Genomic DNA, 24,386 nt, shown 5'->3' on the forward strand with positions numbered 1-24,386 from the left:
ATTAAACCCAGTAAGAAATTTTCTTGCGAGAACAGCTGAAAGTATAAAGGCTGACAATCACATTAATTATTGTAAAAACCAATATATATTTGATGCTAGGGTGCATAACTGCCGGAGGAAAATTAGCAGGTAGCAATGAGTACCTTATAAAATCAATGAAATGATAAATAGGATTCCATTCTAAAAGATATGCTTTAGTTCGCATTGACTCAGTCGGTATCCACATAACAGGAGTAACTAAAAAACCAATTTGCAGGATAGATGCAACTATTTGGCGTAGGTCCATGAATCGTGTGCAAATACATGCCAGTGTTAAAGACATAAAGAAAATATTAAACGTTAGAATACATAATCCAAACAATGCCTTACCAACAGTATAAAAAGTCAGTGTACTATCAAAAAAAATTAAGCATATGACCAGTATAATGGCATTATGAAGGAAGAAGTAGAAGTTTCGCGCAACAGATTGATATATAAAGACGCTTCTTTCAATTTTGATTTGCTTTATAAATCCGGCGCAGGCAATAAAAGAATCTGCTGATTCAATAATGGTTTGGTTAATGTAATTCCAAACCAGAATACCAAGTGACATATAAAGCAAATAATGCTTTATATCTTGATTAAATAGTGTTGAAAATACTGTTGATATTGAAACAACATATATGGCTGTACTTGCAGTGATCCAGAATGGACCCAAAATACTTCTGCGATAACGGATGACAATTTCTTGCCAAGCCATATAGCTCCAAAACTGATATTTCTTAAATCCATCAAATATATCTTTTAACGCCAGTTTAAACATTATCTGTGCCCAAAAAATCAGTGTATTCTGCCGGTGTACCCATAAAGATATGTTTCTCAATGGACGTTAATTTATAATGAACGCTCATTTTTTTATCAATAATAAAGTTAAACATCGGCGCTATATACAGTTCACCTCTACTTTCTCGTTGCATTTCGATGTAAGCATTGATGTAAATCTCTTTATTCTTAAATCCATATACTCCATTTGAACACAAATCTGAAATACGCACTTTTTCTGTTGTTTTCACAACTTTTGATGTGTTGCCATCTGGTAGGGCAAAAGACCAATGTTCACCTTCACCTTTAAAAACTTCCAAATAAGCATCGTTTTGAGTCTCAAAAAATTTAAACTCTTTTTCGTAAGTATCAATGTTGAAAACGACAAATGGGACATCATTAGGGACTTTATCTAAGCTTAAAAAAACCGTTTCAGCCTGGCCGCGAGTTTCGGAACTCAGAACCACGATTTCAAAATCTTTGATGCCTATTTTATCAATTTCAGAAGCCACAAAGGAGGGGGTGTCGTAAACATCGCGACAAATAAATATAAATTTTTCGGAATCGTAATAATCTTCAAATGTTTTGACTGACCATTCGAAAAGAGTTTTTCCATGAGCTTCAAGCTTGTACTTAGGTTGAGTATAGCCTGCTTTAAAAAAACGGCTGCTGAGGCCAGCCATAGGAATAATAATCATTTTTTTACTTCCTTATAAAGATTTATAGCCGTTGCTACAAACGCTGACTGCCGATCCGGCCTGTCATAGTGTAAAGGTAACATTGATAGAAACAATGTTGTCGTAATTGCGAGAATCTCTTTATAAGAAAAAGCTGATTTTTCGAATTGTTTTCTTACTAAATCGCTAAGATCGGCGCTGCTATCAGGAATGGTCAATTTAAGTGTTAAACCATCATCATTAACGATAAACCTGTCAGAAATTATATAATCGTATTTACCAATTGCTGAGTGTAATATTTTAGCAAGGTCATAACGAATGTCACCATAGATACTTAATAGTCCATTAAAGTCTATTCCTCTGGGATCGATGACTTTAATATCGTTTTTCTTGAAATCATACAGAATGTTACTGAAACAAAAATCGCCATGGATGAAAGTACTTTTTGATTCTTTACTAATTAGATCATGCATCTCATGAAGCATCTGTTTAAGCTCAAACTTATTTCCTTCAGCGTCTTGTATTATTTTGTTGTAGCGAGGATTATCTTTGGTAAATTCTTCAAGACGACTCTCATTCTTTGATACTAATGATGTATAGAAATCGTCATCAACAGAACTTGCGGGGATTTCATAACATTTTTCTATGAAAGTAAAACAGGACGTTATAATGTGCGCCCAGATAGCTTTTGGATGATTACCATAAACAAATAATTCGGTGAGAGTAGGAGAATAAAGATATTCAAGCTTATATTTATAAACTTCATCTTCATCCCCATGACTTATCAGCATTGGAGCATAATAAGCCATTTCTTCTGGGATATTACTAAACCAGTTCGCTTCTGCTTGAAGCTTTTCTTTCTTAACCGAGCGTTTTTCTACATAATACTTGTTTATAGTTAATTCATTGAACGCTCTTGCTGTTGAAACAATTGTCTTAGAATCATAAAAAGTATTGAGATGGCCGAAGTCGAGCCAATCTTCTCGATATTGTTGGCTAAAAGGTGTTGTCTCGTGATATTTCACCAAACTTTCGGCGAGTTCAAATTTTGAACTTATTAAGTTGCGGATTAGCAGTTGCGGTTTAGATATTGCTAAAATACCGCAAAATACGGATTCATTACTTTCAAACGCATTATTCATGACCATCCATGAATAATTGAAGTCTGAGTGTGCAGTAAATATAACATCTTTGTTATTTTCATCGATGTTTAAAGGTGAACGTAATAAAGTATCACCGTAATAAATAACAACGTGCTCATCTTCGGCACTACAACTCGAAGCCAGGCTAAAAGCGATGCTTTGGCCAAGAGAAAAAGTTTCATCAATACGAATTATTTCCACAGATAATTCTGATAGAACCTTTTCATCCCATGAAGACATATTAAAACTTTTAGGTAGTGTTAAAAATATCTTCTCATTTTTATTTTCATCACGAATGTGTTTTATTTGGTAAGTGTAAAGTCTTTTATTCCCTACAGGTAGAAATGCAGGGGGTAGCTGTCCAAACTCGGCACGTAAATCCTGATCAACGTACTGAGCTGACAATATGATAATCATTTTTCTTTCCTTAACAGCTCAATAATCTCATCATAAGACATATTAATGAATTCACTTGGGCGAATAGCCTTGTCATCTATGTAAAAGCCTTCATGGCCGCACCATGGTTTTCCGACATAGATTTCGTCGTATGGTATCTCATTTTCTTCTAACCATTTAATAATAACCGGTAAGGTGTTCTTATTGATGAGCCCCACATTATTGTTAAACGAATTCATATTTCTACTTGTGTTTAACACTATAGTAAAACCCAGCTCTTTGTATTCTTTTATTTTTTCCAGCAAGTCTCGGTTAACAATGGCATCTTCATATCCATTTTCACCTTTACCTTTGGTCAGGGTCATATCAATGTCAACAATCAGTTTTTTCATGGTATGTGTTTCTTTAAGTTGTCAATTATGCAGAATTTAACAATGGTCCTGAGTATAATCATTGGAATACCAATATAGCATTTTATTTTTCTATATAAGTATACTTGCTGCTTGATGATCTCAAATACACTGAGTGTGTTTAAGTATGCTCTTTTTGTTTCATTCAATTTATAAAAGGGGGATTTGATGAATTTAATTGTAAAACCCAACTCCAATAAGCTATAAATCATTAGTTGATCACTTACATAACCGTACTTTTCTTTGAAATATATCTTATGGATGGTTTTTTTAGAAAATATTATTTTTTGTAGAGGCGCAAGGAGTGGTTTTCCTTTTATAAAATTAGTTTTTATAACCTGCTCAGCGGCTTTAATGTTTAATTCTTTAGCTGAAGCATTTTCTTTTAAACTCTCCCAACTATTGATGAAATAGTCATTTATATATAAATCACTATCCATTTCCAGCGAAGGGAAGTTTTCAAGTAACAAATCATCCCCACAGAAGTAAAACGAAAATGTTTTGAAGTTAAAGTTTCTTGTTGCGTTATCGACCAAAAACTTCCAGTGAGCAGTTCTGTTAAGTTGCGTCTCTGGATGAATAATGAGCACGTTTTCTTTTTTGTCAAAAAAAGATCTGCAAAAATCAGCACTTTTTTTGTTAGGTAAACTAATAAGAAAGCTTAATCTTCTTGACTTTTCACAATATTCATCACTCACTTTATTTATCAATTCAATATCTACGTCTTTCATTGGAATGAGAAAGAGATGATCATACGTATCAGGCATTAGGGTGACCGTTTGATTTGGTGTCGCTGTAGCTCACTGATTTTAATGGTTTTTTTAAGCCACGCTACCGCCCCAGGCTTTACAGCTACCAGTGCACTACATTGAAGTCTTCAAGTTTTTTCATAAGCTTAACTACAACAAAAGCTTTGGCTGCAGTTTCAGGGCTTTTTTACAAACAGCGCATGCCATTTGTGTTTAAATTCATTTAAAAACAATGTGTTGAAACGCTTGCTAAGCAATCATAAAGCAATTTATACGCATAAATCTGAATGAAAAGTAGTAAGAAATTTCTGTAATGCAGGCATCATTCTCACGGTTCGCTATGTTTCACGTTTTATGCTAAATCTCCATAACTATACGCTTTTCCGCATAAATTCACCAACTCCACCAACGCTAGTTGGTTTTTTTATATACTATTTATATGGTTATTTTTACATACTCTCATATTCGTGCAACTGTCAGTACCTGAGTGATGAACAATCTTATCCTTGTTCGGACTCTTAAGCGCTTAACTGACTCTTAAGTCCATAAATTTATGGATTTTTAATAGCCTTCGCTGTTTTCCTAATAGCATCAATCACTACCTCTTTTGATCCAGAGTGAGTTAACATGTCTCTCACTTTTGTTCATACACAGTTGTGTGTGATGTGACCCTTCAGACAGGAGTAAAAAATGTCCAAGCAACAAATCGGTGTTGTCGGTATGGCAGTCATGGGCCGCAACCTGGCTTTAAACATTGAGAGCCGCGGTTACACCGTTTCTGTCTTCAACCGCTCACGCGAGAAGACCGATGAAGTGATCGCTGAGAATCCGGGTAAGAAGCTTGCGCCGTTCTACACCGTTGAAGAGTTTGTCGATTCGCTGGAAAAACCACGCCGCATTCTGCTGATGGTTCAGGCAGGTGAAGCGACTGACAAGACTATCGCCTCACTCACCCCGCATCTTGATAAAGGCGATATCCTGATCGATGGTGGTAATACCTTCTACAAAGATACCATTCGTCGCAACAAAGAACTTTCTGATCAGGGCTTTAACTTTATCGGTACCGGCGTTTCCGGTGGTGAGGAGGGCGCTCTGAAAGGTCCATCTATCATGCCTGGTGGCCAGAAAGAAGCCTATGAGCTGGTTGCACCTATCCTGGATAAAATTGCCGCTCGTGCTGAAGATGGCGAGGCTTGCGTGACATACATCGGTCCGGACGGTGCGGGTCACTATGTTAAGATGGTCCACAACGGTATCGAATATGGCGACATGCAGCTTATTGCCGAAGCTTATGCGCTGCTGAAAGGTGCACTGGGTCTGAATAACGAAGAGTTGGCCGCAACTTTTACTGACTGGAACAATGGTGAACTGAGCAGCTATCTCATCGATATCACCAAAGATATCTTCACCAAAAAAGATGAAGACGGACATTACCTGGTTGATGTCATCCTTGATGAAGCCGCTAACAAAGGCACCGGTAAATGGACCAGCCAGAGCTCTCTGGACCTGGGCGAGCCGTTATCCCTTATCACCGAATCGGTGTTTGCCCGCTATCTGTCATCGCTGAAATCACAACGTGTTGCCGCGTCAAAAGTGCTGAGTGGCCCGCAGGCAAAAGCCTTTACCGGCGATAAAGCTGAATTCGTTGAGAAAGTACGCCGCGCGCTCTATCTGGGCAAGATTGTTTCTTACGCGCAGGGGTTCTCACAACTGCGTGCTGCGTCCGAAGAGAATAACTGGGATCTGCATTACGGAGAAATCGCTAAGATTTTCCGTGCCGGCTGTATCATCCGTGCCCAGTTCCTGCAGAAAATTACTGATGCTTACGCAGCAGATGCGGGTATTGCTAACCTGCTGCTGGCACCGTACTTCAAAGATATCGCGGATCAGTATCAGCAGGCACTGCGTGATGTGGTGTCTTATGCGATTCAGAACGGTATTCCTACACCGACATTCTCTGCGGCGATCGCTTACTACGATAGCTATCGTTCAGAAGTGCTGCCCGCTAACCTGATTCAGGCACAGCGTGACTACTTCGGCGCACATACTTACAAGCGTATTGATAAAGACGGTGTGTTCCATACTGAGTGGTTAGACTAATCACCCGATTTTAAAATGTTTAAAGGCTTCCCAAGGGAAGCCTTTTTTTAACCGACTAACAACTCCCCACTCCTCACCGCCTTATCGCCCGCCAGCCTTAACACCAGCATGCCTGCCGTCGCAAATCTGGCCCAGTGCCGCGCGTATAGCACGCCTCCAAATTCTGCGACCAGCGGCGTGATGTGGTCGGTGACAGGATCAACAATCTCCGCAACCACTTCTCCTGGACGGATTCGCGCGCCTAGCGGTTTGCGATACAGGATTAGGCCCGATACCGGTGAGTGAACATATTCACAACCCGCCAGCGGCGTCGGGGGATTTTTAAGCGGCGGCATTAAAGCCGACGTGCCTTCAGTGTGTCGCTGCTTGATAATATTGCCTTCTTCTGCGGCCTGCGCTACACCAGGCGCACCCAGTCCGGTGCCGCTCTCATCCACACCGACCACATCCTCGCCGCCGCTCACCACCGACACCAGCTCATCACCGCCAATCACCGGCGCAGCGACTTCAACGGACACGGACGTATCGGCCGCGGAGATATAGCCGGATTCCTGCAACGCGTTAATGATCGCATCTGCGTCCTGTTCAGCCTGTTCAGGCGAGACATCACGTACGCCACGTAGCTCCAGCGTTACCGGTAGCAGGCCGCGCGGCATCGGGAATGTTTTACCAAATTTTTCAGCCAGCGTCAGCCAGGGTTCACAGCAGGCTTCGTCAAAGGGCTCCCCCCCCGAGATCTGTGCCAGTAGCTGCACTTCACTGCCCAGCCAGCGTGCTAAGGGTTCGATATCCGGCCATGCATGTGGCGTGGTGTAAAGGTGTGGAACCGCCTCCCAGTCACAATGCAAATCAATCATCAGATCGGCCTGACTGGCCATGCGCATCAGCGTATAACGCTGGGCTTCCAGTTCAGTTTTGGCGATTGTGTCACGGTAGTAACGGTCAATCGCATCACGAATCAGCTGCCGGTTCTGACTCTCATTCTGGGTCAGCGTCTCGGCCAGTTCCCCCGCCAGAAGCGCCCCCAGAGACGGGAATTTGCGGTTAAAATCCTGGCCGGACTGTGCGTGGAAGCGTCCCAGATGTGTACCGTGCCAGTGTTGGCTCAGGGCCAGCGGATTGGATACCGGTATCAGGGAGAAAAAAGCTTTGAGTCGTCCGGCAGATTCCAGCGCCTGTAAACGCGGCTTAAGATACCAGGCCACCGCCATCCCCGGGATCTCGTCGCCATGTAAGGAAGCCTGAATATAGACCTGGCGACTGTGATCATCGCCAAAATGAAAACTGATAATTTCACGCTGGGTGCCGAGAGAGGCGCTTAACAAAGGGTGATGTTGTTGGTACATACCGTGTTAATGTCCTTTTGTCGGTTCAGGGGCGGACAAATGCCGCCCATAAAATCATTGAGTATAGTCATGCAGGCGGAGGAGGGGGAAAAAGCCTGCCCTGACGTTACGGTTGAATGGAAATATCCGTGGCGAAATATTTCTTTTGCAGTTTGTCAAAGGTGCCATTTTTCTTAATGGCAGCGAAGGCATCATCCAGCGCAGTTTTCAGTTCGGTATCGCCTTTACGCAGGCCAATCGCCGTGCCCGGCCCGATGATCGGGTCTTTCACAATCGGCCCGGCCAGTTCAAACGCGCTGCCCTGAGGTTGTTTGAGAAAACCGTTTGCCGCCTGAGCCGCATCGGTAAAGACCGCATCAAGGCGCCCGGCCACCAGATCACTTTCAACCTGCGCCTGATCGCCATAGGGCACGACCGTCACGCCAAAAGGTTGCCATTTTGCCCGGGCATAACGCTCCTGCACAGTGCCTTGTTCTACGCCTACGGTTTTGCCTTTCAGCGATTCCGGGGTGGGCAACAGGCCCGACCCCTTACGCGCGATAAGCTGGGTGTGCGTATCGTACAGCGGCACGGTAAAGTCGATTTGCTTCAGTCGCTCTTCGGTGATGCCCATATCAGACAGAATGGCGTCGAATTTACGCGCTTTAAGCGCCGGAATCATCCCGTCGAACTGGCTCTCCACCCAGACACATTTGGCCTGCATCTGCGCGCACAGCGCGTTACCTAAATCGATATCAAAGCCGACCAGCTTCCCCTGCGGCGTTTTGGATTCAAAAGGGGGATAGGTGGGATCAACAGCGAAGCGAACCTGCTCAATTTTCGCCTGGGCGCCAAACGCGCAGCCAGCCAGGAGGGCCAGCGCTAACGCTTTGTGTAAACGGGTTTTCAGAGAAGTGATTGCCATCGTTTTCGGTCTTCTGTTGTCGTAATAGTGTATTACGCAGAGTACCTTTCACCCGGGATGATGGCAATTAGAGGATGATTTTCACAATGTTAGCCTGGCAAAGGCCACGGTAATCCTGGGTATTCAGTACGACAGACTGGTCGAGTACGCCGGCGTTAAAGGCAATCTCGTCATAGCGCTCAAACAGCAGCGGGTCGACCACCACAGTTAAATCAGGATGAAAGCTGAACGGGGGAATCGCACCAAATACGCAGCCGGTCAGCACATCGACCTCTGCGGGCGAGGCAAGGGATGCCCGGCGTCCGCCTACGGCTGAGGCGACTTTACTGAGATCGGCCTGCTGATCCGCAGGCAGTACCACCAGAACATGTTGTTTGACGCCATTGCCTTTCACATGACACACCAGCGCCTTTGCGCCCTGTCCGACTGCCGTGCCGCGAATTTTGGCAACGGCTTCACATTTGCCGGTTGCCTCATGCTGCATCAGGCGGTAACGCGCGCGATGCTGGTCGAGCAGAGCAATGAGTTTTTCATGCGTAGTCACGGTAAAATCCTTACAGGTCAAATGGACGGGAAAGGCTGCTCAGCAAACCGTCGAGCAGCCGTAACGCAGTCTGTCACTTATGACGGGCGCGCAGATTATTGATGATGGTGCTGAGATCCAGATCCTGATCCTGCAGCAGTACCAGCAGGTGATAGATCAGATCGGATGCTTCGTTCGTCAGTTCCTCACGATCGTTCACCGTGGCAGCCAGCGCGGTTTCCACGCCTTCTTCACCGACCTTCTGCGCAATCCGTTTGGTGCCGCTGGCATAGAGTCTGGCGGTGTAAGAGCTTTCCGGGTCGGCCTGCTTACGAGACGCCAGCAGTTGTTCCAACTGATAGAGGAACGTCCAGTCAGGCGCAGCAGGGGAGAAGCAGCTGGAGGTGCCCAGATGGCAGGTGGGGCCAATCGGGTTGGCCAGCACCAGCAACGTGTCGTTGTCGCAGTCAGGTGTGATGCTCACGACCTGTAGAAAGTGTCCTGAGGTCTCGCCTTTGGTCCACAGACGGTTTTTGGTGCGTGAAAAGAACGTCACGTTGCCGTCCTGCAGCGTTTTTTCCAGCGCCGCCTGATTCATATAACCGTGCATCAGAACTTCACCAGAAACAGAGTGCTGGACGATGACCGGCATCATGCCTTGGGTTTTTTCCCAGTCTAACCGGGCCAGTTGTTGTTCAGTTAACACGCACGAATCTCCACACCGTTGTCGATCAGAAAGCGTTTCAGCTCGCCGATATTAATAATTTGTTTGTGAAAAACCGACGCCGCCAGCGCGCCATCGACATTGGCCTGCTCAAAGGCTTCAAGGAAGTGAGTCATGGTACCCGCACCGCCAGAGGCGATCAGCGGTACCTTGCAGACATCACGTACCTTCTTCAACTGCACCAGGTCATAACCGTTGCGCACGCCGTCCTGGTTCATCATGTTGAGGACAATCTCGCCTGCGCCCCGTTTCTGCACTTCCTGCACCCAGTCCAGCGTTTCCCACTGGGTCACGCGGGTGCGGGATTCGTCGCCGGTATACTGATTAACATGGTACTTCCCGCTGGCGTCATCAAACCAGGTATCAATACCGACCACGATGCACTGGACGCCAAAGCGGTCGGCCAGGCGGGTGATCAATGAAGGATCGGCCAGCGCAGGGGAGTTAATGGAAATTTTGTCCGCACCAAACTCCAGAATCCGCGCGGCGTCTTCCGGGGTTTTGATGCCGCCTGCCACGCAGAACGGAATGTCGATGACTTCGGCAACGCGCGCAACCCAGCTTTTATCCACTACGCGGTCGTCCGATGAAGCGGTGATATCGTAAAACACCAGCTCGTCCGCACCTTCTTGCGCATAGCGCTGCGCCAGCGGCACGATGTCGCCAATAATTTCGTGGTTACGAAACTGAACGCCTTTTACCACCTGACCGTCACGCACATCGAGACAAGGAATTATCCGTTTTGCCAGCATGCTATGGCCTCCGAAACTGTAAATTTGCCTTCCAGTAGCGCACGTCCGACGATCACGCCCTGAACACCGCTGCCGCGAAGGGCGGCAACGTCACTGAGTTCACCAATACCGCCTGAGGACTGAAACGCAATCTGCGGAAAGCGTGCGGTCACTTCTTTATACAGATCCACGTTCGACCCGCTGAGCGTACCATCACGGGAAATGTCGGTGCACAGAACATGCTTCAGCCCGACAGGCTGGAACTGTTCAATGACCTCTTCGAGCGTAACGCCCGCAGCTTCCTGCCAGCCGCTAATCGCCACCTCTTTGCGGTTGGTCGCATCAATACGAACGTCCAGCGCCAGCACAATCGCGTCCGGGCCAAACTCGGTAAACCAGGCTTTCACTTCCTCGGGCTGTTTGACGGCGGTCGACCCTACCACCACACGGCTGGCACCCGCGTCCAGTAACGCTTTAACGTCTTCCCGACTGCGAATGCCGCCGCCAACCTGGACCACCGCATCCACGCCGTTAAGCAGGCTTTTCAGTAAGGTAATCTGGCGTTTCGCCGGATCTTTAGCACCGGTTAAATCCACAAGGTGCAGTACCGTTGCGCCCTGGCGTGCGTAATCCTGTAAGCGGGGTAACGGATCGCTGCCGTAATCGCGCTGACGGGCATAATCACCCTGATGCAGGCGCACAACCTTGCCATCAATTAAATCTAATGCGGGGATAATCATTACATCTCCAGGAAGTTTTTCAGCAACTGCGCGCCGACTTTGCCAGAGCGTTCCGGGTGGAACTGCACGCCAAAGAAGTTATCTTTCTGTACCGCGGCCGTGAACGCCTGACCATAGTGACACTGCGCAATGGTGCTGGCATTTACGGGCATCGCAAAGCTGTGTACGAAGTAGAAGTAGCTGCCTTCATCAATGCCGCGGAACAGATGATTACCGGCCTGAGCGGTGATCTGGTTCCAGCCCATGTGCGGTAACGGCAAACCCTGTGTATCCATCAGTGACACGGGCTGGTCGATAATGCCCAGCGTGGGCACACCGCCATTCTCCTCGCTGTGGCTGCCCAGCAGCTGCATGCCCAGGCAAATACCCAGCACCGGCTGCGTACAGGCCTTGACCAGCTCAATCAGCTCACGCTCCTGCAGTTGGTTCATGGCCGCCTGCGCGGTGCCAACGCCGGGCAGAAACAACTTATCGGCGCGCAGGACGACATCCGGATGGCGACTGACCTCTGGCGTATAGCCCAGACGTTCAACGGCCCACTTTACCGACGACAGGTTGGCACAGCCTGTATCCAGGATCACCACGTTCATTACAGCACTCCTTTAGAGCTCGGCAGGGTATTTCCCTCAACGCGAATCGCCTGACGTAAGGTCCGGCCAAAGGCTTTGAATAAACTTTCCACACGGTGATGATCGTTTTTCCCTTTGGTTTTCAGGTGCAGGGTGCTCATCATGGCGTAGGACAGGGAACGGAAGAAGTGCTCGACCATCTCGGTGCTCAGATCGCCAACGCGCTGATAGCTGAATTCCGCTTTAAATTCGATATGTGGACGACCAGAGATATCCAGCGCACAGCGCGCCAGGCACTCATCCATCGGCAGCACAAAGCCAAAACGGCCAATGCCGCGCTTATCGCCCAACGCTTTCAGCAGCGCTTCGCCCAATGCCAGACCGGTATCTTCTACCGTGTGGTGATCGTCAATATACAGGTCACCGTTGACGTCGATGTTCATACGGAAGCCGCCGTGCACGGCAATCTGGTCCAGCATATGATCAAAGAAGCCGACGCCAGTGTTGATCTTACTGCCGCCTTCGCGGTCCAGCCACAGTTCCACGCGGACCTGGGTTTCTTTGGTGTTGCGTTGGACCAGCGCGTAGCGGTCGCGCTGCGTCAGCTGCTGCTGAATCGCTTTCCAGTCCTGACCTTCTGCGCCATAGCGAATGCCCTGAATCCCCATATTTTCCGCCAGCTGAATATCGGTCTGGCGATCGCCAATCACATAGCTGTTGGCCGTATCAAGGGCGCCTTCAGCCAGCCAGGCCTCAACCATCTGGGTTTTCGGCTTACGGCACGCGCAGTGGTCTTCAGGCTTATGGGGACAAATCAGCACATCGCTAAAACGAATGCCCTGCGATGACAAAATCTGCATCATCAGCGTGTGTGGGCCATCGAAGTCCGCCTGTGGAAAACTGTCCGTGCCCAGACCGTCCTGATTGGTAATCATCACCAGCTGATAGCCTGCGTCCTGCAGCGCCAGCAGTGCAGGCACGACGTCCGGTTCAAACGCCAGCTTGTCCATCCGATCCACCTGAAAGTCCTGCGGCGGTTCGGAGATAATCGTGCCATCGCGGTCAATAAAAAGGGTCTTCTGACTCATGCTTACTCCAGAGATAAGGCTTGCAGCGCGGCGATCAGGCGTTCGCACTCGGTGCGGGTTCCCACCGAGATGCGCAGACAACCTGCGAGGCCGGGGTTCTTGTTTTGGTCACGCAAAATAATGCCCTGATCCCACAAGGTTTTAAACACCTTTGGTGAATCGGTAAAGCGCACCAAAATATAGTTGGTTTCGCTGGGGAAGACCTGCTCCACGACGCGAATTTGCGGCAACTGTTCAAACAACCAGCTACGGTTGGCATTCAGCTCATCGACGTGCTGGCGCATTAAGGCAATCCCTTCGTCGCTCAGTGCCTGGCCCGCCACGTCGGCCACCGGTGTCGCCAGCGGATAGGGCGCAATCACCTTCATCAGCAGGTCGATAACCGGTTTATTCGCCAGCGTAAATCCGCAGCGCAGACCGGCCAGCGCGAAGGCTTTCGACAGGGTGCGCAGAATGACCAGGTGCGGATATTCGCGCAACCAGCCCGCCAGCGTCGCCTGTGGACAAAATTCAATATAGGCTTCATCCGCGACGACCAGCGCTTTGCCGGCGGTCATCGCCAGTAGCTGACGGATAGCGTCCTGATCAATCAGGTTGCCCGTGGGGTTGTTCGGGCTGCACATATAAACGACTTTCACACCGTCGAGCTGTTCGGCAATCGCGGGCAGGTTCAACTGCCAGTCTTCACGTGCCGGCACGGTACGGTACTCAATGCCGATGGTTTCCGCGCTGACGCTGTACATACCGTACGTCGGTGGGCAGAACAGAATCGCGTCTTTGCCGGGCTCACAGAACGCCCGCATCAATAGCTCAATGCCTTCATCTGCGCCGCGGCTGACCAGCACCTGCTCAGGAGACAGGCCCGCGTAAGCCGCATAGCGGGTGATTACCTGCTTCGGCTGGCACTCCGGGTAGCGGTTCAGGGTTTGCTGCGACAGCTCAAAGGGCACCGGCAGCGGAAACTCGTTAGCATTCAGCCAGACATCACCGTTGCCGCCCAGACGACGCGCCGACTGATAAGGCGTCAGCGCACGCACATTGGCGCGGGCCAGTTTTTCAATATCCTGACTCATGCTTGCTCCTTGAGCGCGGTGACGCGCAACGTGACGGCATTTTTGTGGGCATCCAGTTGCTCCGCGGCGGCCAGGGTTTCAATGGTGGCGGCGAGATCCATAAAGCCCTGCGGCGTCAGTTCCTGTACCGTCATACGTTTCTGGAAGTCGGCCAGCCCCAGGCTGGAGCAGGTCGCGGTATAACCATAGGTCGGCAGCACATGGTTCGTGCCGGAGGCATAATCGCCTGCAGACTCGGGCGACCAGTCGCCCAGGAACACGGAGCCTGCGCTGGTGATTTGCTCAACCAGGTCGCGCGGCGTGCGGGTTTGCAGAATCAGGTGCTCCGGACCATAGCGGTTGGAAATCGCCACACACTGTTGCAAATCGCGGGCCACGATCAGGCGGCTGCTTTCCAGCGCCTTACGGGCCGTGGCGGCACGCGGCAGCTGCGCCAGCTGTTGTTCGACAGCGTCAGCCACGCGCTCAGCCAGTCCCTGTGAAGGCGTCAGCAGAATCACCTGAGAATCCGGCCCGTGTTCCGCCTGAGACAACAGGTCGGACGCCACGAACGCGGGCGTGGCACCGTCGTCGGCGATCACCAGCACTTCTGACGGGCCCGCGGGCATATCGATAGCCGCGCCATCGAGGCACTGGCTGACCTGACGTTTGGCTTCGGTGACCCAGGCGTTGCCCGGTCCGAAAATTTTAGCCACTTTCGGCACGGTCTCGGTGCCGAAGGCCAGGGCGGCAATGGCCTGCGCACCGCCCACCTGAAATACTTCTTCTACGCCACACAGCTGGGCCGCATAGAGAATCTCGTCGGCAATCGGCGGCGGTGAGCACAGCACCACGCGGCCGCATCCGGCAATACGTGCCGGTGTCGCCAGCATCAATACGGTGGAAAACAGCGGGGCGGACCCCCCGGGAATATAGAGGCCGACCGATTGCATCGGGCGCGTCACCTGCTGGCAACGCACGCCCGGCTGGGTTTCGATATCCACAGCTGGCAGAATCTGCGCACGGTGGAAAGTCTCGATATTGGCGACCGCCACCGCCATTGCCTGTTTGAGTTCATCACTGAGACGATCGCTGGCAGCCTGCATCTGCTCAGCGGTCACGCGAAAATCCGTCAGCTCAACCTTGTCAAAGCGCGCGCTAAAATCGCGCAGAGCTGCGTCGCCTTCGCTTTTCACGCGCGCCAGAACGTCACGCACAATCTGACTGATGCTGTCAGAGGCAGACAGCGCCGGGCGTGCCAGCAGCGCCTGTTGCGCCTCTGCGCTGCACGCCTGCCAGTTCACGGGTGTCATGATTTTGCTCATCGTTTACTCCAGCATTTTTTCGATTGGCAGCACCAGAATCGAACTGGCACCCAGCGCTTTGAGTTTTTCCATGGTTTCCCAGAACAGCGTTTCGCTGCTCACCATGTGCATTGCCACACGGCTCACATCGCCCGCCAGCGGTAACACGGTTGGACGCTCGGCACCCGGCAGCAGGCTGATGACTTCTTCCAGACGCTCGCTCGGTGCATGCAACATGATGTATTTGGATTCACGTGCTTTAATCACGCCCTGAATACGGGTCATCATTTTATCGATCAGCTCCTGCTTGGCCGCGGGCATGTCGCCGTCGCGCTGAATCAGCACGGCTTTAGAACGATAGATGACTTCCACTTCACGCAGACCGTTCGCTTCCAGCGTGGCACCGGTGGAGACCAGATCGCAGATCGCATCGGCCAGGCCGGCACGCGGCGCCACTTCGACCGAGCCGTTCAGCAGACAGGATTTAAAGGCGATACCTTGCTTGTCGAGATACTGTTTTAACAGGTGAGGATAGGAGGTGGCGATGCGGGCATTGTTCAGGCACTGCGGGCCGGTGTACGCGTCATCGACCGGCATGGCCAGTGACAGACGACAGCCGCCAAAGTCGAGGCGACGCAGCGTGAAGTAGCGAGGATCTTCCCCCTGTGCGCGGCGCGTCAGTAACTCTTCTTCCAGCACGTTTTCGCCGATAATGCCCAGGTCGACTACGCCGTCCATCACCAGGCCCGGAATATCGTCATCGCGCACGCGCAGAATATCAATAGGCATATTTTCAGCGAAGGCGATCAGACGCTGTTGCTGAAGATTGATTTTGATCCCGCAGCGCGCCAGCAGCTCGCGTGAATCATCGCTCAACCGACCTGATTTCTGCATAGCTATGCGTAAACGGCTATTGTCTAACATTGTTCCTGTCCCCTTAATTAACCTGTCCTGAATGCGTATTTTGCGTCAGCCCATAAAAAAACCCCCGGAAGACGATCTTCCGGGGGTTCTCTTGCGTTCGCACCACTGGAAGATCCTAGACGTCTTCCAGCACACATCGCCTGAAAGACTAGTCAGGGTGATGGTGGTGATGATGGTTGAACTGAACGCGTGTCATAAAATTCTCGATAATGAAAAGTTATTCATTTGTGTGGAATTAACCTAACGAAGATAGTTGAAATTGGCAACTCTTTTTTAATGTTGTTCTTCGCAAAGCACAGAAACACTTTGCACTGGTTTGCAACTCAGGGGCAGCTTAAGATGGCTGAATCTTGACGTTCGCAGCAGGAGACAATATGAAAAAGGTCGCAATTGTAGGACTCGGCTGGCTGGGCATGCCGCTTGCGATGGCGCTGACCGCGCGAGGCTGGCAGGTGACCGGCAGTAAAACCACGCCGGATGGCGTAGAGGCGGCCCGTCGCTGTGGCATCGATGCGTTTCAACTTGAACTGACGCCCGAACTGGTCTGTGAGGCCGAGGACCTGGAGGCGCTGTTTGACGTGAATGCGCTGGTTGTCACCCTGCCCGCCAGCCGCACGGCAGAGGGCGGCGACGCCTATGTGCAGGCAGTACAAAACGTGGTGGATACCGCGCTGGCGCGCAATGTCCCACGGATCATCTTTACCAGTTCCACCTCCGTCTATGGCGGCAGCGCCGGTATCAAAACGGAGAAAAGCCCGCTTCAACCAGAAACCACGGCAGGCAAAACGCTGGTGGACCTGGAAAACTGGCTGCACGACTTACCCGGCACCAGCGTCGATGTATTGCGTCTGGCCGGGCTGGTGGGCCCGAAACGGCATCCCGGTCGCTTCCTGGCCGGCAAACAGGATTTACCCAATGGATCGCACGGGGTGAATCTGGTGCATCTGGATGATGTGGTGGAGGCGATTATGCTGCTGCTGCAAACGCCAAAAGGCGGCAGGACGTTCAACCTGTGTGCGTTGAAACATCCGTCCCGCGCCCATTTCTATCCCTGTGTGTCGCGCCAGCTGGGCATGACGCCGCCCACCTTTGAACCGCAGACGCACGACGACAGCGGTAAGTTGATTGACGGCGCGCGTATCTGTCACGAGCTGGGCTTTGAATACCGCTACGACGATCCGCAGAAAATGCCGCTGGAGTGAGTGTGGCTTTCCCCTTAGCGGGGAAAGCGTCGTGTTCTGTTCCTGATCACACGCCGAGTCGGTCGCGTAAGGCATACCAGGCGGCACCCATGGCCGTCAGCGGCACTTTAAATCGCCGTCCGCCAGGGAAGGGCAGATGCGGAAGCTTCGCGAAGGCATCAAAGCGCTCAGCATCCCCACGTAACACTTCGCTTATCAGCTTGCCGGAAAGGTGCGTGCAGGTCACGCCGTGGCCGCTGTCGCCCTGCATAAAGTAGACGTTGTTTTCCAGCCGACCAAACTGTGGCATGCGCGACAGCGTCAGCAGAAAATTTCCGCTCCAGGCGAAATCAATCTTCACGTCCTGCAACTGCGGAAAGGTGCGTAGCATTTTAGGCCGGATCATCGTGATCACATCGCCAGGCTCGCGCGCCCCATAAACCACACCGCCACCATAGAGCAGCCGGTTGTCGGCGGTCAGGCGGAAATAGTCCAGCAGATAATTGGAATCTTCTACCGAATAGTTGTTGGGTAACAGCGCTAATGCCCGGTCACGGGACAGCGGTTCGGTGGCAATGATTTGCGAGCCGCACGGCATGCTTTTGCGACTCAGGCGCGGTTCGAGTTCGGAAGGCAGATAAGCATTGCCGGCAAAAATCAGAAACGTGGCGCTGACTTCTCCCTGTGCCGTTTTTACCCGATTAGGTGAACCGTAGCTGACGCTTAACGCGGCGGACTGTTCATAGATACGACCGCCGTGGCGACGAATGGCTTCGGCTTCTCCAAGCGCCAGATTCAGCGGATGCAGATGTGCGCCGCGTTTGTCGAGCAGCCCACCTACATAGCGCTCTGAGCCGATCTCGCGACGAATGCCGCGCTCATCTAGCAGTTCAAGCTGGTCGTTACCGTAACGCTGCCAGGCGGCTTTTTGACTGGCCAGGTGCGCCATCTGACGGCGGTTAAACGCGGCGAAGATACCGCCCGGGCGGTAATCGCAGGCGATCGCGTAACGGTCGATACGATCACGAATAATATCACCGCCTTCAAACATCATACTGCCCAGCATTTTTGCGCTGTCTTTGCCGTAGCGTTGTTCAATCACATCCACGTCGCGGCTGTAGGAGTTCACGGCCTGGCCGCCATTGCGGCCACTGGCACCATAACCAACACGAGCCGCTTCAAGCAGCACCACATCGTAACCCGCTTCGGTTAAAAACAGGCCGGCCGATAAGCCCGTAAAACCGGCACCAATAATGCAAACGTCACACTGGATGCTTTCCTGCAGCACCGGCCAGGGCGCATGGGGGTTCCGTGTGGAGGTGTAGTAGTTTTCTACGTAATTCATATCAAGCTCCTTGGCGAACGTCCCTGATTAAAAATTGGCGGGCGTATGGGCGCTGACGATGCGACAGGGCACATCGGCCTGGTTGGTAAAACTGTGCGGCAAACCCGTATCGATCACGTAACTTTCGCCGGCCGTCAGATGAAATTGCTGACCGTTAACTTCCAGTACGATGCGCCCTTCCAGCAGGGTGCCGGTCTCTTCGCCCGCATGGCGTAACTTTTCGCCGGTGCTGGCACCTGGCTGGTAAGTTTCCAGTAACATGCCTAACGCCCGGGTTTTCGTGCCGTTATCAACCAGTTTAAGCGAAACGCCCTGACTGCCGATTTCCAGCAGATCTTCAGGCCGGACCACCACTTTGGGCGCGTCCTCAGCATGCGGCTCCGAAAAAAACGCAGACAAAGACAGGCCATAAACCTTCAGCAACTTTTGCAGCGTGCTGACCGCCGGGCTGACCTTATCCTGTTCGATAGTACTGATGGCGCTGTGGGTCAGTCCGGCCAGTTCCGCGACGCGCCGTTGTGACAGTCCCATGGCCTGACGGATCTGCGCCAGGCGGCGTCCCGGAGCCTGAGCCGCATCATTCATACCTTTTTCCTCTGGTGATAGTGCAGGGCGGCCTGAATAAAGCCGTCAAACAGCGCAAAGGACGGCGTGGCGGGTTTCAGCTGCCATTCAGGATGCCACTGTACGGCAAGGGCGAAAGGATGCGCTGGCAGGCTGACCGCCTCAATCAGACCATCGGGCGCACGGGCCTCAACGCGCACCTGCGGTCCCGCTTCACGAATGCCCTGGTGATGAACGGAGTTGACGGTGATCGGCGCACGCCCCAGCAGCCTGTCCAGCAATCCTCCCGGTGCAATCTGGATGGCATGAGCGGGTGCGTAAGTTTGTTCAGGTAAGGCATCCTCGTCTGCATGGTGGCGCTGAAACTGCGGATGGTGGTCAAGGTGGCGATACAGGGCACCACCGTTGGCCACGACCAGCTCCTGCATGCCCCGACATATGCCCAGCAGCGGCATATGTTTGCCGACAGCATGCGTAATAAGGTTAAACGCCAGGCGATCGCGGCCGGCATCTGCCTCCGGCTCTTCGCCTTCTTCGCCATACAGCCAGGGCTCCAGGTGGCTGGGGCTCCCGGTCAGCAGAATGCCGTCCAGCACAGCCATAGCGTTTTCTGATAGATGCGGGGCAGCCATAAGGTGATGGGGCAGGGCAAGCGGCACGCCGCCCGCCAGGACGATGGCATCAAGATATTTGTTGTGGACAGACTGAACCGGGTGGCCCTGATTGTGCGTCTGGCACATCACTACGCCAATCAAAGGCTTGTCAAAAATAATGCCCATCTTTCCCCCTTAACTGCTGTTCGAAATATTTGACGAAAAGGGCATGTCTGATGGTTAAGTGTGCAATATTTTGTCAATCTAGCAATCCATTGGTCGATCTTCAAACAGATTTGTTACATTTGCACACTTTTTACGTTAGAGCTATGTTAGATGAGTGGCGGTTTTTTTGAGCATTACGCACTCCCATTTTTGTGGTCAAAGGCGGATGAAATCATGACTAACCTGGTAGAAGTAGAAGACTTCACGCTTCACAGTGAAGAGAGACGAACCAGCGCGTTCCAGCAAGAAGTGAAAAACTGGCTGGAGCGCCACCCTGAAACGCAGTATGTCGATATCTTGCTCAACGATTTAAATGGTGTTTTTCGCGGTAAGCGCATCCCGGTTTCGGCCTTAGCCAGGCTGGAAAAAGGTTGCTACTTTCCCGCCTCGGTTTTTGCCATGGATATTCTCGGCAATACCGTCGAAGAGGCCGGTCTGGGCCAGTCGCTTGGTGAACCCGATAACCTCTGCCTTCCCGTCCATGGCACGCTCGTCCCCTCCGCCGCCGATCCGCAACACATTGCACAACTGCTGTTAACCATGTGCAACCAAGATGGCACTCCCTTTGACGTTGAACCCCGAAATGTTCTGAACCGGCTGTGGCAACAGCTGCGTAATCGTGGACTGTTTCCGGTGGTAGCGGTAGAGCTGGAGTTCTATCTGGTCGATAAAAAGCGCGATGCAGAAGGCTATATTCAACCGCCCTGTGCGCCAGGCAGTGACGATCGCAACAGACAAAGCCAGGTTTACTCGCTGGATAATCTCGATCACTTCGCCGATGTCCTGCGTGATATCGATGCGCTGGCCCGTCTGCAGGGCATTCCTGCGGATGGCGCGCTGGCGGAAGCCTCGCCGGGGCAATTCGAAATCAATCTCCATCATACCCGTGATGTGCTGAGCGCCTGCGACCATGCTATCCAGCTCAAGCGCCTTATCCGCCAGGTGGCAGAGAACCACGGCATGACGGCAACATTTATGGCAAAACCCTATGAGGACTACGCCGGAAGCGGGATGCACGTCCATATCAGCATGCTTGATGCCGCTGACCATAATGCCTTTGCCTGTGATGACGGAAGCGATTCCCCGCTGCTGAAACGCACGCTGGCGGGCATGATTGACCTTATGCCTGCTTCCATGGCGCTGCTGGCCCCCAACGTCAATGCCTTCCGTCGTTTTGTGCCTGATGCCTACGTTCCTTTGCAGGCGTCGTGGGGCCACAATAACCGTACGGTAGCGTTGCGTATTCCCTGTGGCGATCTGGAAAGTCGCCGCATCGAGTACCGGGTAGCCGGGGCGGATGCGAATCCTTATCTCGTCATGGCTACCATTCTGGCGGGCATGTTGCACGGCCTCGATACGCAGCTGCCGCTGCCACAGCCGGTTAAAGGAAATGGCCATGAAGCGGAAGGGCTGGCGCTGCCGATTCGGCAGAGCGATGCACTCTATGCCTTCGAAAGCAGCTATCCTTTACAAAAATTACTGGGTGAGAAATTTGCCAAAGTGTGGTTTAGCTGCAAAAATTATGAGCTTATGCAGTTCGAAAGATTAATCACTGCCACCGAAATTGACTGGATGCTGAAAAACGCCTGATTAAAATTTTGCATTCTATGCGACAACGTCTTGAAATAATGCGTTGGGTTAGGGCAAAATACGCCCCCTGCAAATTCAGAACATAACCGACGCTCACCGCGCCGGTTATTTTTTTGCATATTGTTTTTAACGCGTAGCATTTAGCTGACACCAACGAGGCCGGGCACGCACCCGGATAGATAAACACTGAAAACACGCAGCCGCGTGAGATTGAGGATGTAAAGATGGGGATGTTTAACACTCTGCCAGCCCAGGCTGGTACACGTTTCCGTGATGACTACGGCGCCGCGCTGGCCGCCAGCCTTACTCCCTGTCGCTTAATGCGCAGTTTCCTTGTGAATCAACCCAGCCAGGTTGCTGCGCAAGGAGGACTGAAGCATGTCGCTTAATACCTCTGCCGCACCACAACGTGCCCAACTGAAAAAAACGCTGACGTTACTTCCTGTTGTCATGATGGGCTTAGCCTACATGCAGCCGATGACCCTGTTTGATACCTTTGGTATCGTATCGGGCCTGACGGACGGTCACGTTGCCACCGCTTATGCTTTCGCCCTGATTGCGATTCTGTTTACCGCCGTGAGTTACGGTAAGCTGGTACGCCGCTTCCCATCTGCGGGCTCCGCTTATACCTATGCTCAGAAGGCCATCAGTCCGCACGTCGGCTTTATGGTGGGCTGGTCATCGCTGCTGGACTATCTGTTCATGCCGATGATCAACATTCTGTTGGCTAAAAACTATTTTGAAACCCTGGTGCCAGGGATCCCGTCGTGGATTTTCGTGGTGCTGCTGGTGGGCTTTATGACGCTCTCCAACCTTAAGGGCATCAAAACGGTCGCTAACTTCAACAGCGTGATTGTCATCCTTCAGGTGGTGGTCATGGTCGGTATCACCGCGATGGTGATTTACGGCGTGGCGCACGGCGAAGGTGCGGGAACAGTGGTAAGCAGTAAACCGTTCTGGTCTGAAAACGCCCATGTGGTGCCGATGATCACCGGTGCGACGATTCTGTGTTTCTCATTCCTCGGTTTTGACGGCATCAGTTCGCTGTCAGAAGAAACGAAAGATGCAGAACGTACCATTCCGCGTGCGATTTTCCTGACCGCGCTGATTGGTGGCCTGATGTTTATTGTCGCGTCGTACTTCCTGCAACTGTATTTCCCGGACATCTCGCGCTTTAAAGAGCCGGATTCGTCGCAGCCTGAAATCATGCTGTATGTGGCCGGTAAAGCGTTGCAGATCGGTATCCTGATCTTCTCTGTGGTCACGGTACTGGCGTCCGGTATGGCAGCGCACGCAGGCGTTTCACGTCTGATGTACGTGATGGGCCGTGATGGTGTGTTCCCGGAGCGTTTCTTCGGCTATATCCATCCAAAATGGCGCACGCCGTCCCTGAACGTGATTCTGGTGGGTGCCGTAGCGTTGATGGCGATCAACTTCGATCTGGTCACCGCGACTGCGCTGATTAACTTTGGTGCGCTGGTTGCGTTTACCTTCGTTAACCTGTCAGTGATTGCGCAGTACTGGGTACGTGAAAAACGGAATAAGACCCTGAAAGATCACGTCCAGTATCTGGTTCTGCCGATGATGGGTGCCCTGACCGTGGGTGCACTGTGGGTTAACCTGGAGCAAAGTTCTATGGTGCTGGGACTGATCTGGGCCGCGATTGGTATTGTTTACCTGGCCTTTGTGACGCGCAGCTTCCGCAATCCCGTTCCACAGTTTAGCGAAGAAGTGTAATCCCCCGGCCCTGCTCATTCACAGAGCAGGGCCGTTTTCTGTCAGCTTTTACTTGCCAGCATCAGTTCCCAGCTTCCTGCCTGTAACGCGTTCCGTCCTGCGGCATTTAACTGATCATCTGTCACAATCACATCAAACTTTTCCAGCGGTAAGGCCAGCCACGTCGCGATTTTATCGTATTTCGAGCTGTCGCTGAGCAGCACGCGTTTGCTGCTGACGTCACACACGGCCTGTTTAACCGCTACCTTGTCTTCATCCGGCGTAAACAAACCGCGCAATCCCCAACTGGAAGTGGAGACAAAGGCAATGTCAATTGCCAGTTGCCGCAGGTGGCGTGCGGCTGCATCGCCAATGCAGGAACGGTTATCCCGACAGACGGTGCCACCGGTATGAATCACCCGGCAGCGGCTCGCCTCCATCAGCAAATTGGTCACCATAAAATCATTGGTGACCACTAACAGGTCCTCCCTGTCGGCGATTTCCCGCGCCAGCGCCAGTGTGGTCGTACCGGCATCCAGATAAATACAGCTGTCAGGCGGAATCAGCTGAGCGGCCAATTTGCCGATGGCGTTTTTTTCTTCATTACACAGCGCGGTCTTGGTCAGGTGCGAGGGTTCGCTCGCCAGGCGGTTAACGGAGCGCACGCCACCGGAAACCGACAGCACCGCGCCCTGTTCCTCCAGCTTCTGCACGTCCCGACGAATCGTCATGTGTGACACGTCAAAACGCTCGGTCAGTTCGGCGATGCTCATTACGCCGCGCTCGGCCACCAGTGCCAGAATCTGTTGATGACGCTCAACGGGGATCATATACACCTCGGTTTATCATTTTTTCACATTGTAGGGGATGCCTTCACAAAGACGCACGGAAATTTTGCACCAGATCCCCTTTGCTGGTGGCGGTTTGACCGTGATATCTGGCAATAACAGTCACATGACCGATGTGAATAAATGTTCAACTGTGGCCTCATG

Annotated in this window: 26 protein-coding genes and 1 other annotated feature; of the genes, 5 read left to right on the plus strand and 21 right to left on the minus strand. The window is 51.5% G+C overall.

The window, feature by feature from the left end; genetic code table 11:
• Position 1 precedes the first annotated feature (1 nt).
• Genes C1N58_RS04840 through C1N58_RS04860 form a run of 5 tightly spaced genes read right to left on the minus strand, consistent with a single transcriptional unit; the run spans position 2 to position 4,193 of the window.
• Entirely contained in the window at positions 2-802 is an 801-nt protein-coding gene (locus C1N58_RS04840; protein WP_205952050.1) for an ABC transporter permease, read from the minus strand.
• On the minus strand, positions 795-1,499 hold the full coding sequence (locus C1N58_RS04845) for a glycosyltransferase family 2 protein (protein ID WP_394550495.1): 705 nt from the start codon (positions 1,497-1,499) through the stop codon (positions 795-797). The genes C1N58_RS04840 and C1N58_RS04845 overlap by 8 nt, the downstream gene beginning before the upstream one ends.
• A complete protein-coding gene (locus tag C1N58_RS04850; protein WP_394550496.1) occupies positions 1,496-3,037 on the minus strand; it encodes a protein kinase family protein in 1,542 nt (513 codons plus the stop codon). Before C1N58_RS04850 ends, C1N58_RS04845 begins: the two co-directional genes overlap by 4 nt.
• Positions 3,034-3,408 carry an HAD family hydrolase gene (locus tag C1N58_RS04855; protein WP_205950509.1) on the minus strand — a complete coding sequence of 125 codons (375 nt, stop codon included), beginning with the start codon at positions 3,406-3,408 and terminating at the stop codon, positions 3,034-3,036. The genes C1N58_RS04850 and C1N58_RS04855 overlap by 4 nt, the downstream gene beginning before the upstream one ends.
• On the minus strand, positions 3,405-4,193 hold the full coding sequence (locus C1N58_RS04860) for a hypothetical protein (RefSeq protein WP_205952047.1): 789 nt from the start codon (positions 4,191-4,193) through the stop codon (positions 3,405-3,407). The genes C1N58_RS04855 and C1N58_RS04860 overlap by 4 nt, the downstream gene beginning before the upstream one ends.
• Before the next feature lie 672 nt (positions 4,194-4,865).
• On the opposite strand from C1N58_RS04860, the gene gndA reads away from it, so the two are divergent.
• On the plus strand, positions 4,866-6,275 hold the full coding sequence (gene gndA, locus C1N58_RS04865; RefSeq protein ID WP_162286462.1) for an NADP-dependent phosphogluconate dehydrogenase: 1,410 nt from the start codon (positions 4,866-4,868) through the stop codon (positions 6,273-6,275).
• A gap of 47 nt (positions 6,276-6,322) precedes the next feature.
• Here gndA and C1N58_RS04870 read toward each other — a convergent pair whose 3' ends face one another.
• The 12 genes from C1N58_RS04870 to hisL form a co-directional block, all read right to left on the minus strand.
• Complete coding sequence (locus tag C1N58_RS04870; RefSeq protein WP_394564643.1) at positions 6,323-7,621, minus strand: succinylglutamate desuccinylase/aspartoacylase family protein; 1,299 nt, start codon at positions 7,619-7,621, stop codon at positions 6,323-6,325.
• A gap of 106 nt (positions 7,622-7,727) precedes the next feature.
• Positions 7,728-8,525: an ABC transporter substrate-binding protein gene (locus C1N58_RS04875; protein ID WP_033740450.1), complete on the minus strand. Its 798-nt coding sequence runs from the start codon at positions 8,523-8,525 to the stop codon at positions 7,728-7,730.
• A gap of 67 nt (positions 8,526-8,592) precedes the next feature.
• Positions 8,593-9,069 carry a YbaK/prolyl-tRNA synthetase associated domain-containing protein gene (locus C1N58_RS04880; protein ID WP_394564644.1) on the minus strand — a complete coding sequence of 159 codons (477 nt, stop codon included), beginning with the start codon at positions 9,067-9,069 and terminating at the stop codon, positions 8,593-8,595.
• Positions 9,070-9,142: 73 nt separating this feature from the next.
• Positions 9,143-9,754 (minus strand): bifunctional phosphoribosyl-AMP cyclohydrolase/phosphoribosyl-ATP diphosphatase HisIE, encoded by a 612-nt coding sequence (hisIE, locus tag C1N58_RS04885; RefSeq protein ID WP_006119834.1) that lies wholly within the window; start codon positions 9,752-9,754, stop codon positions 9,143-9,145.
• The gene (gene hisF, locus C1N58_RS04890; protein ID WP_006119833.1) at positions 9,748-10,524 is read right to left on the minus strand and encodes an imidazole glycerol phosphate synthase subunit HisF; all 777 of its coding nucleotides are present in this window, start codon (positions 10,522-10,524) and stop codon (positions 9,748-9,750) included. The genes hisIE and hisF overlap by 7 nt, the downstream gene beginning before the upstream one ends.
• Complete coding sequence (gene hisA, locus C1N58_RS04895) at positions 10,506-11,243, minus strand: 1-(5-phosphoribosyl)-5-[(5-phosphoribosylamino)methylideneamino]imidazole-4-carboxamide isomerase (RefSeq protein ID WP_033740446.1); 738 nt, start codon at positions 11,241-11,243, stop codon at positions 10,506-10,508. Before hisA ends, hisF begins: the two co-directional genes overlap by 19 nt.
• Complete coding sequence (hisH, locus tag C1N58_RS04900; protein ID WP_006119831.1) at positions 11,243-11,833, minus strand: imidazole glycerol phosphate synthase subunit HisH; 591 nt, start codon at positions 11,831-11,833, stop codon at positions 11,243-11,245. Before hisH ends, hisA begins: the two co-directional genes overlap by 1 nt.
• On the minus strand, positions 11,833-12,900 hold the full coding sequence (gene hisB, locus C1N58_RS04905; protein ID WP_033740444.1) for a bifunctional histidinol-phosphatase/imidazoleglycerol-phosphate dehydratase HisB: 1,068 nt from the start codon (positions 12,898-12,900) through the stop codon (positions 11,833-11,835). The genes hisH and hisB overlap by 1 nt, the downstream gene beginning before the upstream one ends.
• A gap of 2 nt (positions 12,901-12,902) precedes the next feature.
• On the minus strand, positions 12,903-13,973 hold the full coding sequence (gene hisC, locus C1N58_RS04910) for a histidinol-phosphate transaminase (RefSeq protein ID WP_039338110.1): 1,071 nt from the start codon (positions 13,971-13,973) through the stop codon (positions 12,903-12,905).
• Complete coding sequence (hisD, locus tag C1N58_RS04915) at positions 13,970-15,277, minus strand: histidinol dehydrogenase (protein ID WP_133745356.1); 1,308 nt, start codon at positions 15,275-15,277, stop codon at positions 13,970-13,972. Before hisD ends, hisC begins: the two co-directional genes overlap by 4 nt.
• 3 nt (positions 15,278-15,280) lie before the next feature.
• Complete coding sequence (gene hisG / locus C1N58_RS04920) at positions 15,281-16,180, minus strand: ATP phosphoribosyltransferase (protein WP_006119827.1); 900 nt, start codon at positions 16,178-16,180, stop codon at positions 15,281-15,283.
• Positions 16,181-16,232: 52 nt separating this feature from the next.
• Positions 16,233-16,353: a sequence feature (His leader region), on the minus strand.
• Positions 16,329-16,376, minus strand: a complete 48-nt coding sequence (gene hisL / locus C1N58_RS04925) for a his operon leader peptide (RefSeq protein ID WP_100396937.1) — start codon at positions 16,374-16,376, stop codon at positions 16,329-16,331. It overlaps the preceding feature by 25 nt.
• Before the next feature lie 178 nt (positions 16,377-16,554).
• Here hisL and C1N58_RS04930 point away from each other — a divergent pair, with 178 nt between their 5' ends.
• Positions 16,555-17,382, plus strand: a complete 828-nt coding sequence (locus tag C1N58_RS04930) for an SDR family oxidoreductase (protein ID WP_006119826.1) — start codon at positions 16,555-16,557, stop codon at positions 17,380-17,382.
• 46 nt (positions 17,383-17,428) lie between these two features.
• Here the strand turns inward: C1N58_RS04930 and C1N58_RS04935 are convergent, their stop codons facing one another.
• The 3 genes from C1N58_RS04935 to puuD are packed head-to-tail and all read right to left on the minus strand — an operon-like array spanning position 17,429 to position 20,049.
• Complete coding sequence (locus tag C1N58_RS04935) at positions 17,429-18,706, minus strand: NAD(P)/FAD-dependent oxidoreductase (protein WP_039338107.1); 1,278 nt, start codon at positions 18,704-18,706, stop codon at positions 17,429-17,431.
• Positions 18,707-18,733: 27 nt separating this feature from the next.
• The gene (puuR, locus tag C1N58_RS04940) at positions 18,734-19,291 is read right to left on the minus strand and encodes an HTH-type transcriptional regulator PuuR (protein ID WP_054633493.1); all 558 of its coding nucleotides are present in this window, start codon (positions 19,289-19,291) and stop codon (positions 18,734-18,736) included.
• Positions 19,288-20,049: a gamma-glutamyl-gamma-aminobutyrate hydrolase gene (gene puuD, locus C1N58_RS04945; RefSeq protein WP_394564645.1), complete on the minus strand. Its 762-nt coding sequence runs from the start codon at positions 20,047-20,049 to the stop codon at positions 19,288-19,290. The genes puuR and puuD overlap by 4 nt, the downstream gene beginning before the upstream one ends.
• A gap of 213 nt (positions 20,050-20,262) precedes the next feature.
• Between puuD and C1N58_RS04950 the strand changes: the two genes are divergently transcribed.
• From C1N58_RS04950 to C1N58_RS04960, 3 genes are all read left to right on the plus strand, one after another.
• Positions 20,263-21,678: a glutamine synthetase family protein gene (locus tag C1N58_RS04950; protein ID WP_033740953.1), complete on the plus strand. Its 1,416-nt coding sequence runs from the start codon at positions 20,263-20,265 to the stop codon at positions 21,676-21,678.
• A 224-nt stretch (positions 21,679-21,902) separates the two neighbouring features.
• The gene (locus tag C1N58_RS04955; RefSeq protein ID WP_006119821.1) at positions 21,903-22,067 is read left to right on the plus strand and encodes a hypothetical protein; all 165 of its coding nucleotides are present in this window, start codon (positions 21,903-21,905) and stop codon (positions 22,065-22,067) included.
• A complete protein-coding gene (locus C1N58_RS04960; protein WP_039338101.1) occupies positions 22,057-23,415 on the plus strand; it encodes an APC family permease in 1,359 nt (452 codons plus the stop codon). The genes C1N58_RS04955 and C1N58_RS04960 overlap by 11 nt, the downstream gene beginning before the upstream one ends.
• A gap of 41 nt (positions 23,416-23,456) precedes the next feature.
• On the opposite strand, the gene ygbI is transcribed toward C1N58_RS04960, so the two are convergent.
• Positions 23,457-24,224, minus strand: coding sequence for a DNA-binding transcriptional repressor YgbI (gene ygbI / locus C1N58_RS04965; RefSeq protein ID WP_054633496.1), 768 nt, complete (start codon positions 24,222-24,224; stop codon positions 23,457-23,459).
• Positions 24,225-24,386: the final 162 nt, after the last annotated feature.

It is taken from the genome of Pantoea sp. SGAir0180 (assembly GCF_043546245.1).

Excerpts from the sequence above, each read along its gene's own strand:
- C1N58_RS04840 (WP_205952050.1), bottom strand. The coding sequence starts at position 802 with ATGTTTAAACTGGCGTTAAAAGATATATTTGATGGATTTAAGAAATAT.
- C1N58_RS04845 (WP_394550495.1), bottom strand. The coding sequence starts at position 1,499 with ATGATTATTATTCCTATGGCTGGCCTCAGCAGCCGTTTTTTTAAAGCA.
- C1N58_RS04850 (WP_394550496.1), bottom strand. The coding sequence starts at position 3,037 with ATGATTATCATATTGTCAGCTCAGTACGTTGATCAGGATTTACGTGCC.
- C1N58_RS04855 (WP_205950509.1), bottom strand. The coding sequence starts at position 3,408 with ATGAAAAAACTGATTGTTGACATTGATATGACCCTGACCAAAGGTAAA.
- C1N58_RS04860 (WP_205952047.1), bottom strand. The coding sequence starts at position 4,193 with ATGCCTGATACGTATGATCATCTCTTTCTCATTCCAATGAAAGACGTA.
- gndA (WP_162286462.1), top strand. The coding sequence starts at position 4,866 with ATGTCCAAGCAACAAATCGGTGTTGTCGGTATGGCAGTCATGGGCCGC.
- C1N58_RS04870 (WP_394564643.1), bottom strand. The coding sequence starts at position 7,621 with ATGTACCAACAACATCACCCTTTGTTAAGCGCCTCTCTCGGCACCCAG.
- C1N58_RS04875 (WP_033740450.1), bottom strand. The coding sequence starts at position 8,525 with ATGGCAATCACTTCTCTGAAAACCCGTTTACACAAAGCGTTAGCGCTG.
- hisF (WP_006119833.1), bottom strand. The coding sequence starts at position 10,524 with ATGCTGGCAAAACGGATAATTCCTTGTCTCGATGTGCGTGACGGTCAG.
- hisA (WP_033740446.1), bottom strand. The coding sequence starts at position 11,243 with ATGATTATCCCCGCATTAGATTTAATTGATGGCAAGGTTGTGCGCCTG.
- hisH (WP_006119831.1), bottom strand. The coding sequence starts at position 11,833 with ATGAACGTGGTGATCCTGGATACAGGCTGTGCCAACCTGTCGTCGGTA.
- hisB (WP_033740444.1), bottom strand. The coding sequence starts at position 12,900 with ATGAGTCAGAAGACCCTTTTTATTGACCGCGATGGCACGATTATCTCC.
- hisC (WP_039338110.1), bottom strand. The coding sequence starts at position 13,973 with ATGAGTCAGGATATTGAAAAACTGGCCCGCGCCAATGTGCGTGCGCTG.
- hisD (WP_133745356.1), bottom strand. The coding sequence starts at position 15,277 with ATGAGCAAAATCATGACACCCGTGAACTGGCAGGCGTGCAGCGCAGAG.
- hisG (WP_006119827.1), bottom strand. The coding sequence starts at position 16,180 with ATGTTAGACAATAGCCGTTTACGCATAGCTATGCAGAAATCAGGTCGG.
- C1N58_RS04930 (WP_006119826.1), top strand. The coding sequence starts at position 16,555 with ATGAAAAAGGTCGCAATTGTAGGACTCGGCTGGCTGGGCATGCCGCTT.
- C1N58_RS04935 (WP_039338107.1), bottom strand. The coding sequence starts at position 18,706 with ATGAATTACGTAGAAAACTACTACACCTCCACACGGAACCCCCATGCG.
- puuR (WP_054633493.1), bottom strand. The coding sequence starts at position 19,291 with ATGAATGATGCGGCTCAGGCTCCGGGACGCCGCCTGGCGCAGATCCGT.
- puuD (WP_394564645.1), bottom strand. The coding sequence starts at position 20,049 with ATGGGCATTATTTTTGACAAGCCTTTGATTGGCGTAGTGATGTGCCAG.
- C1N58_RS04950 (WP_033740953.1), top strand. The coding sequence starts at position 20,263 with ATGACTAACCTGGTAGAAGTAGAAGACTTCACGCTTCACAGTGAAGAG.
- C1N58_RS04955 (WP_006119821.1), top strand. The coding sequence starts at position 21,903 with ATGGGGATGTTTAACACTCTGCCAGCCCAGGCTGGTACACGTTTCCGT.
- C1N58_RS04960 (WP_039338101.1), top strand. The coding sequence starts at position 22,057 with ATGTCGCTTAATACCTCTGCCGCACCACAACGTGCCCAACTGAAAAAA.
- ygbI (WP_054633496.1), bottom strand. The coding sequence starts at position 24,224 with ATGATCCCCGTTGAGCGTCATCAACAGATTCTGGCACTGGTGGCCGAG.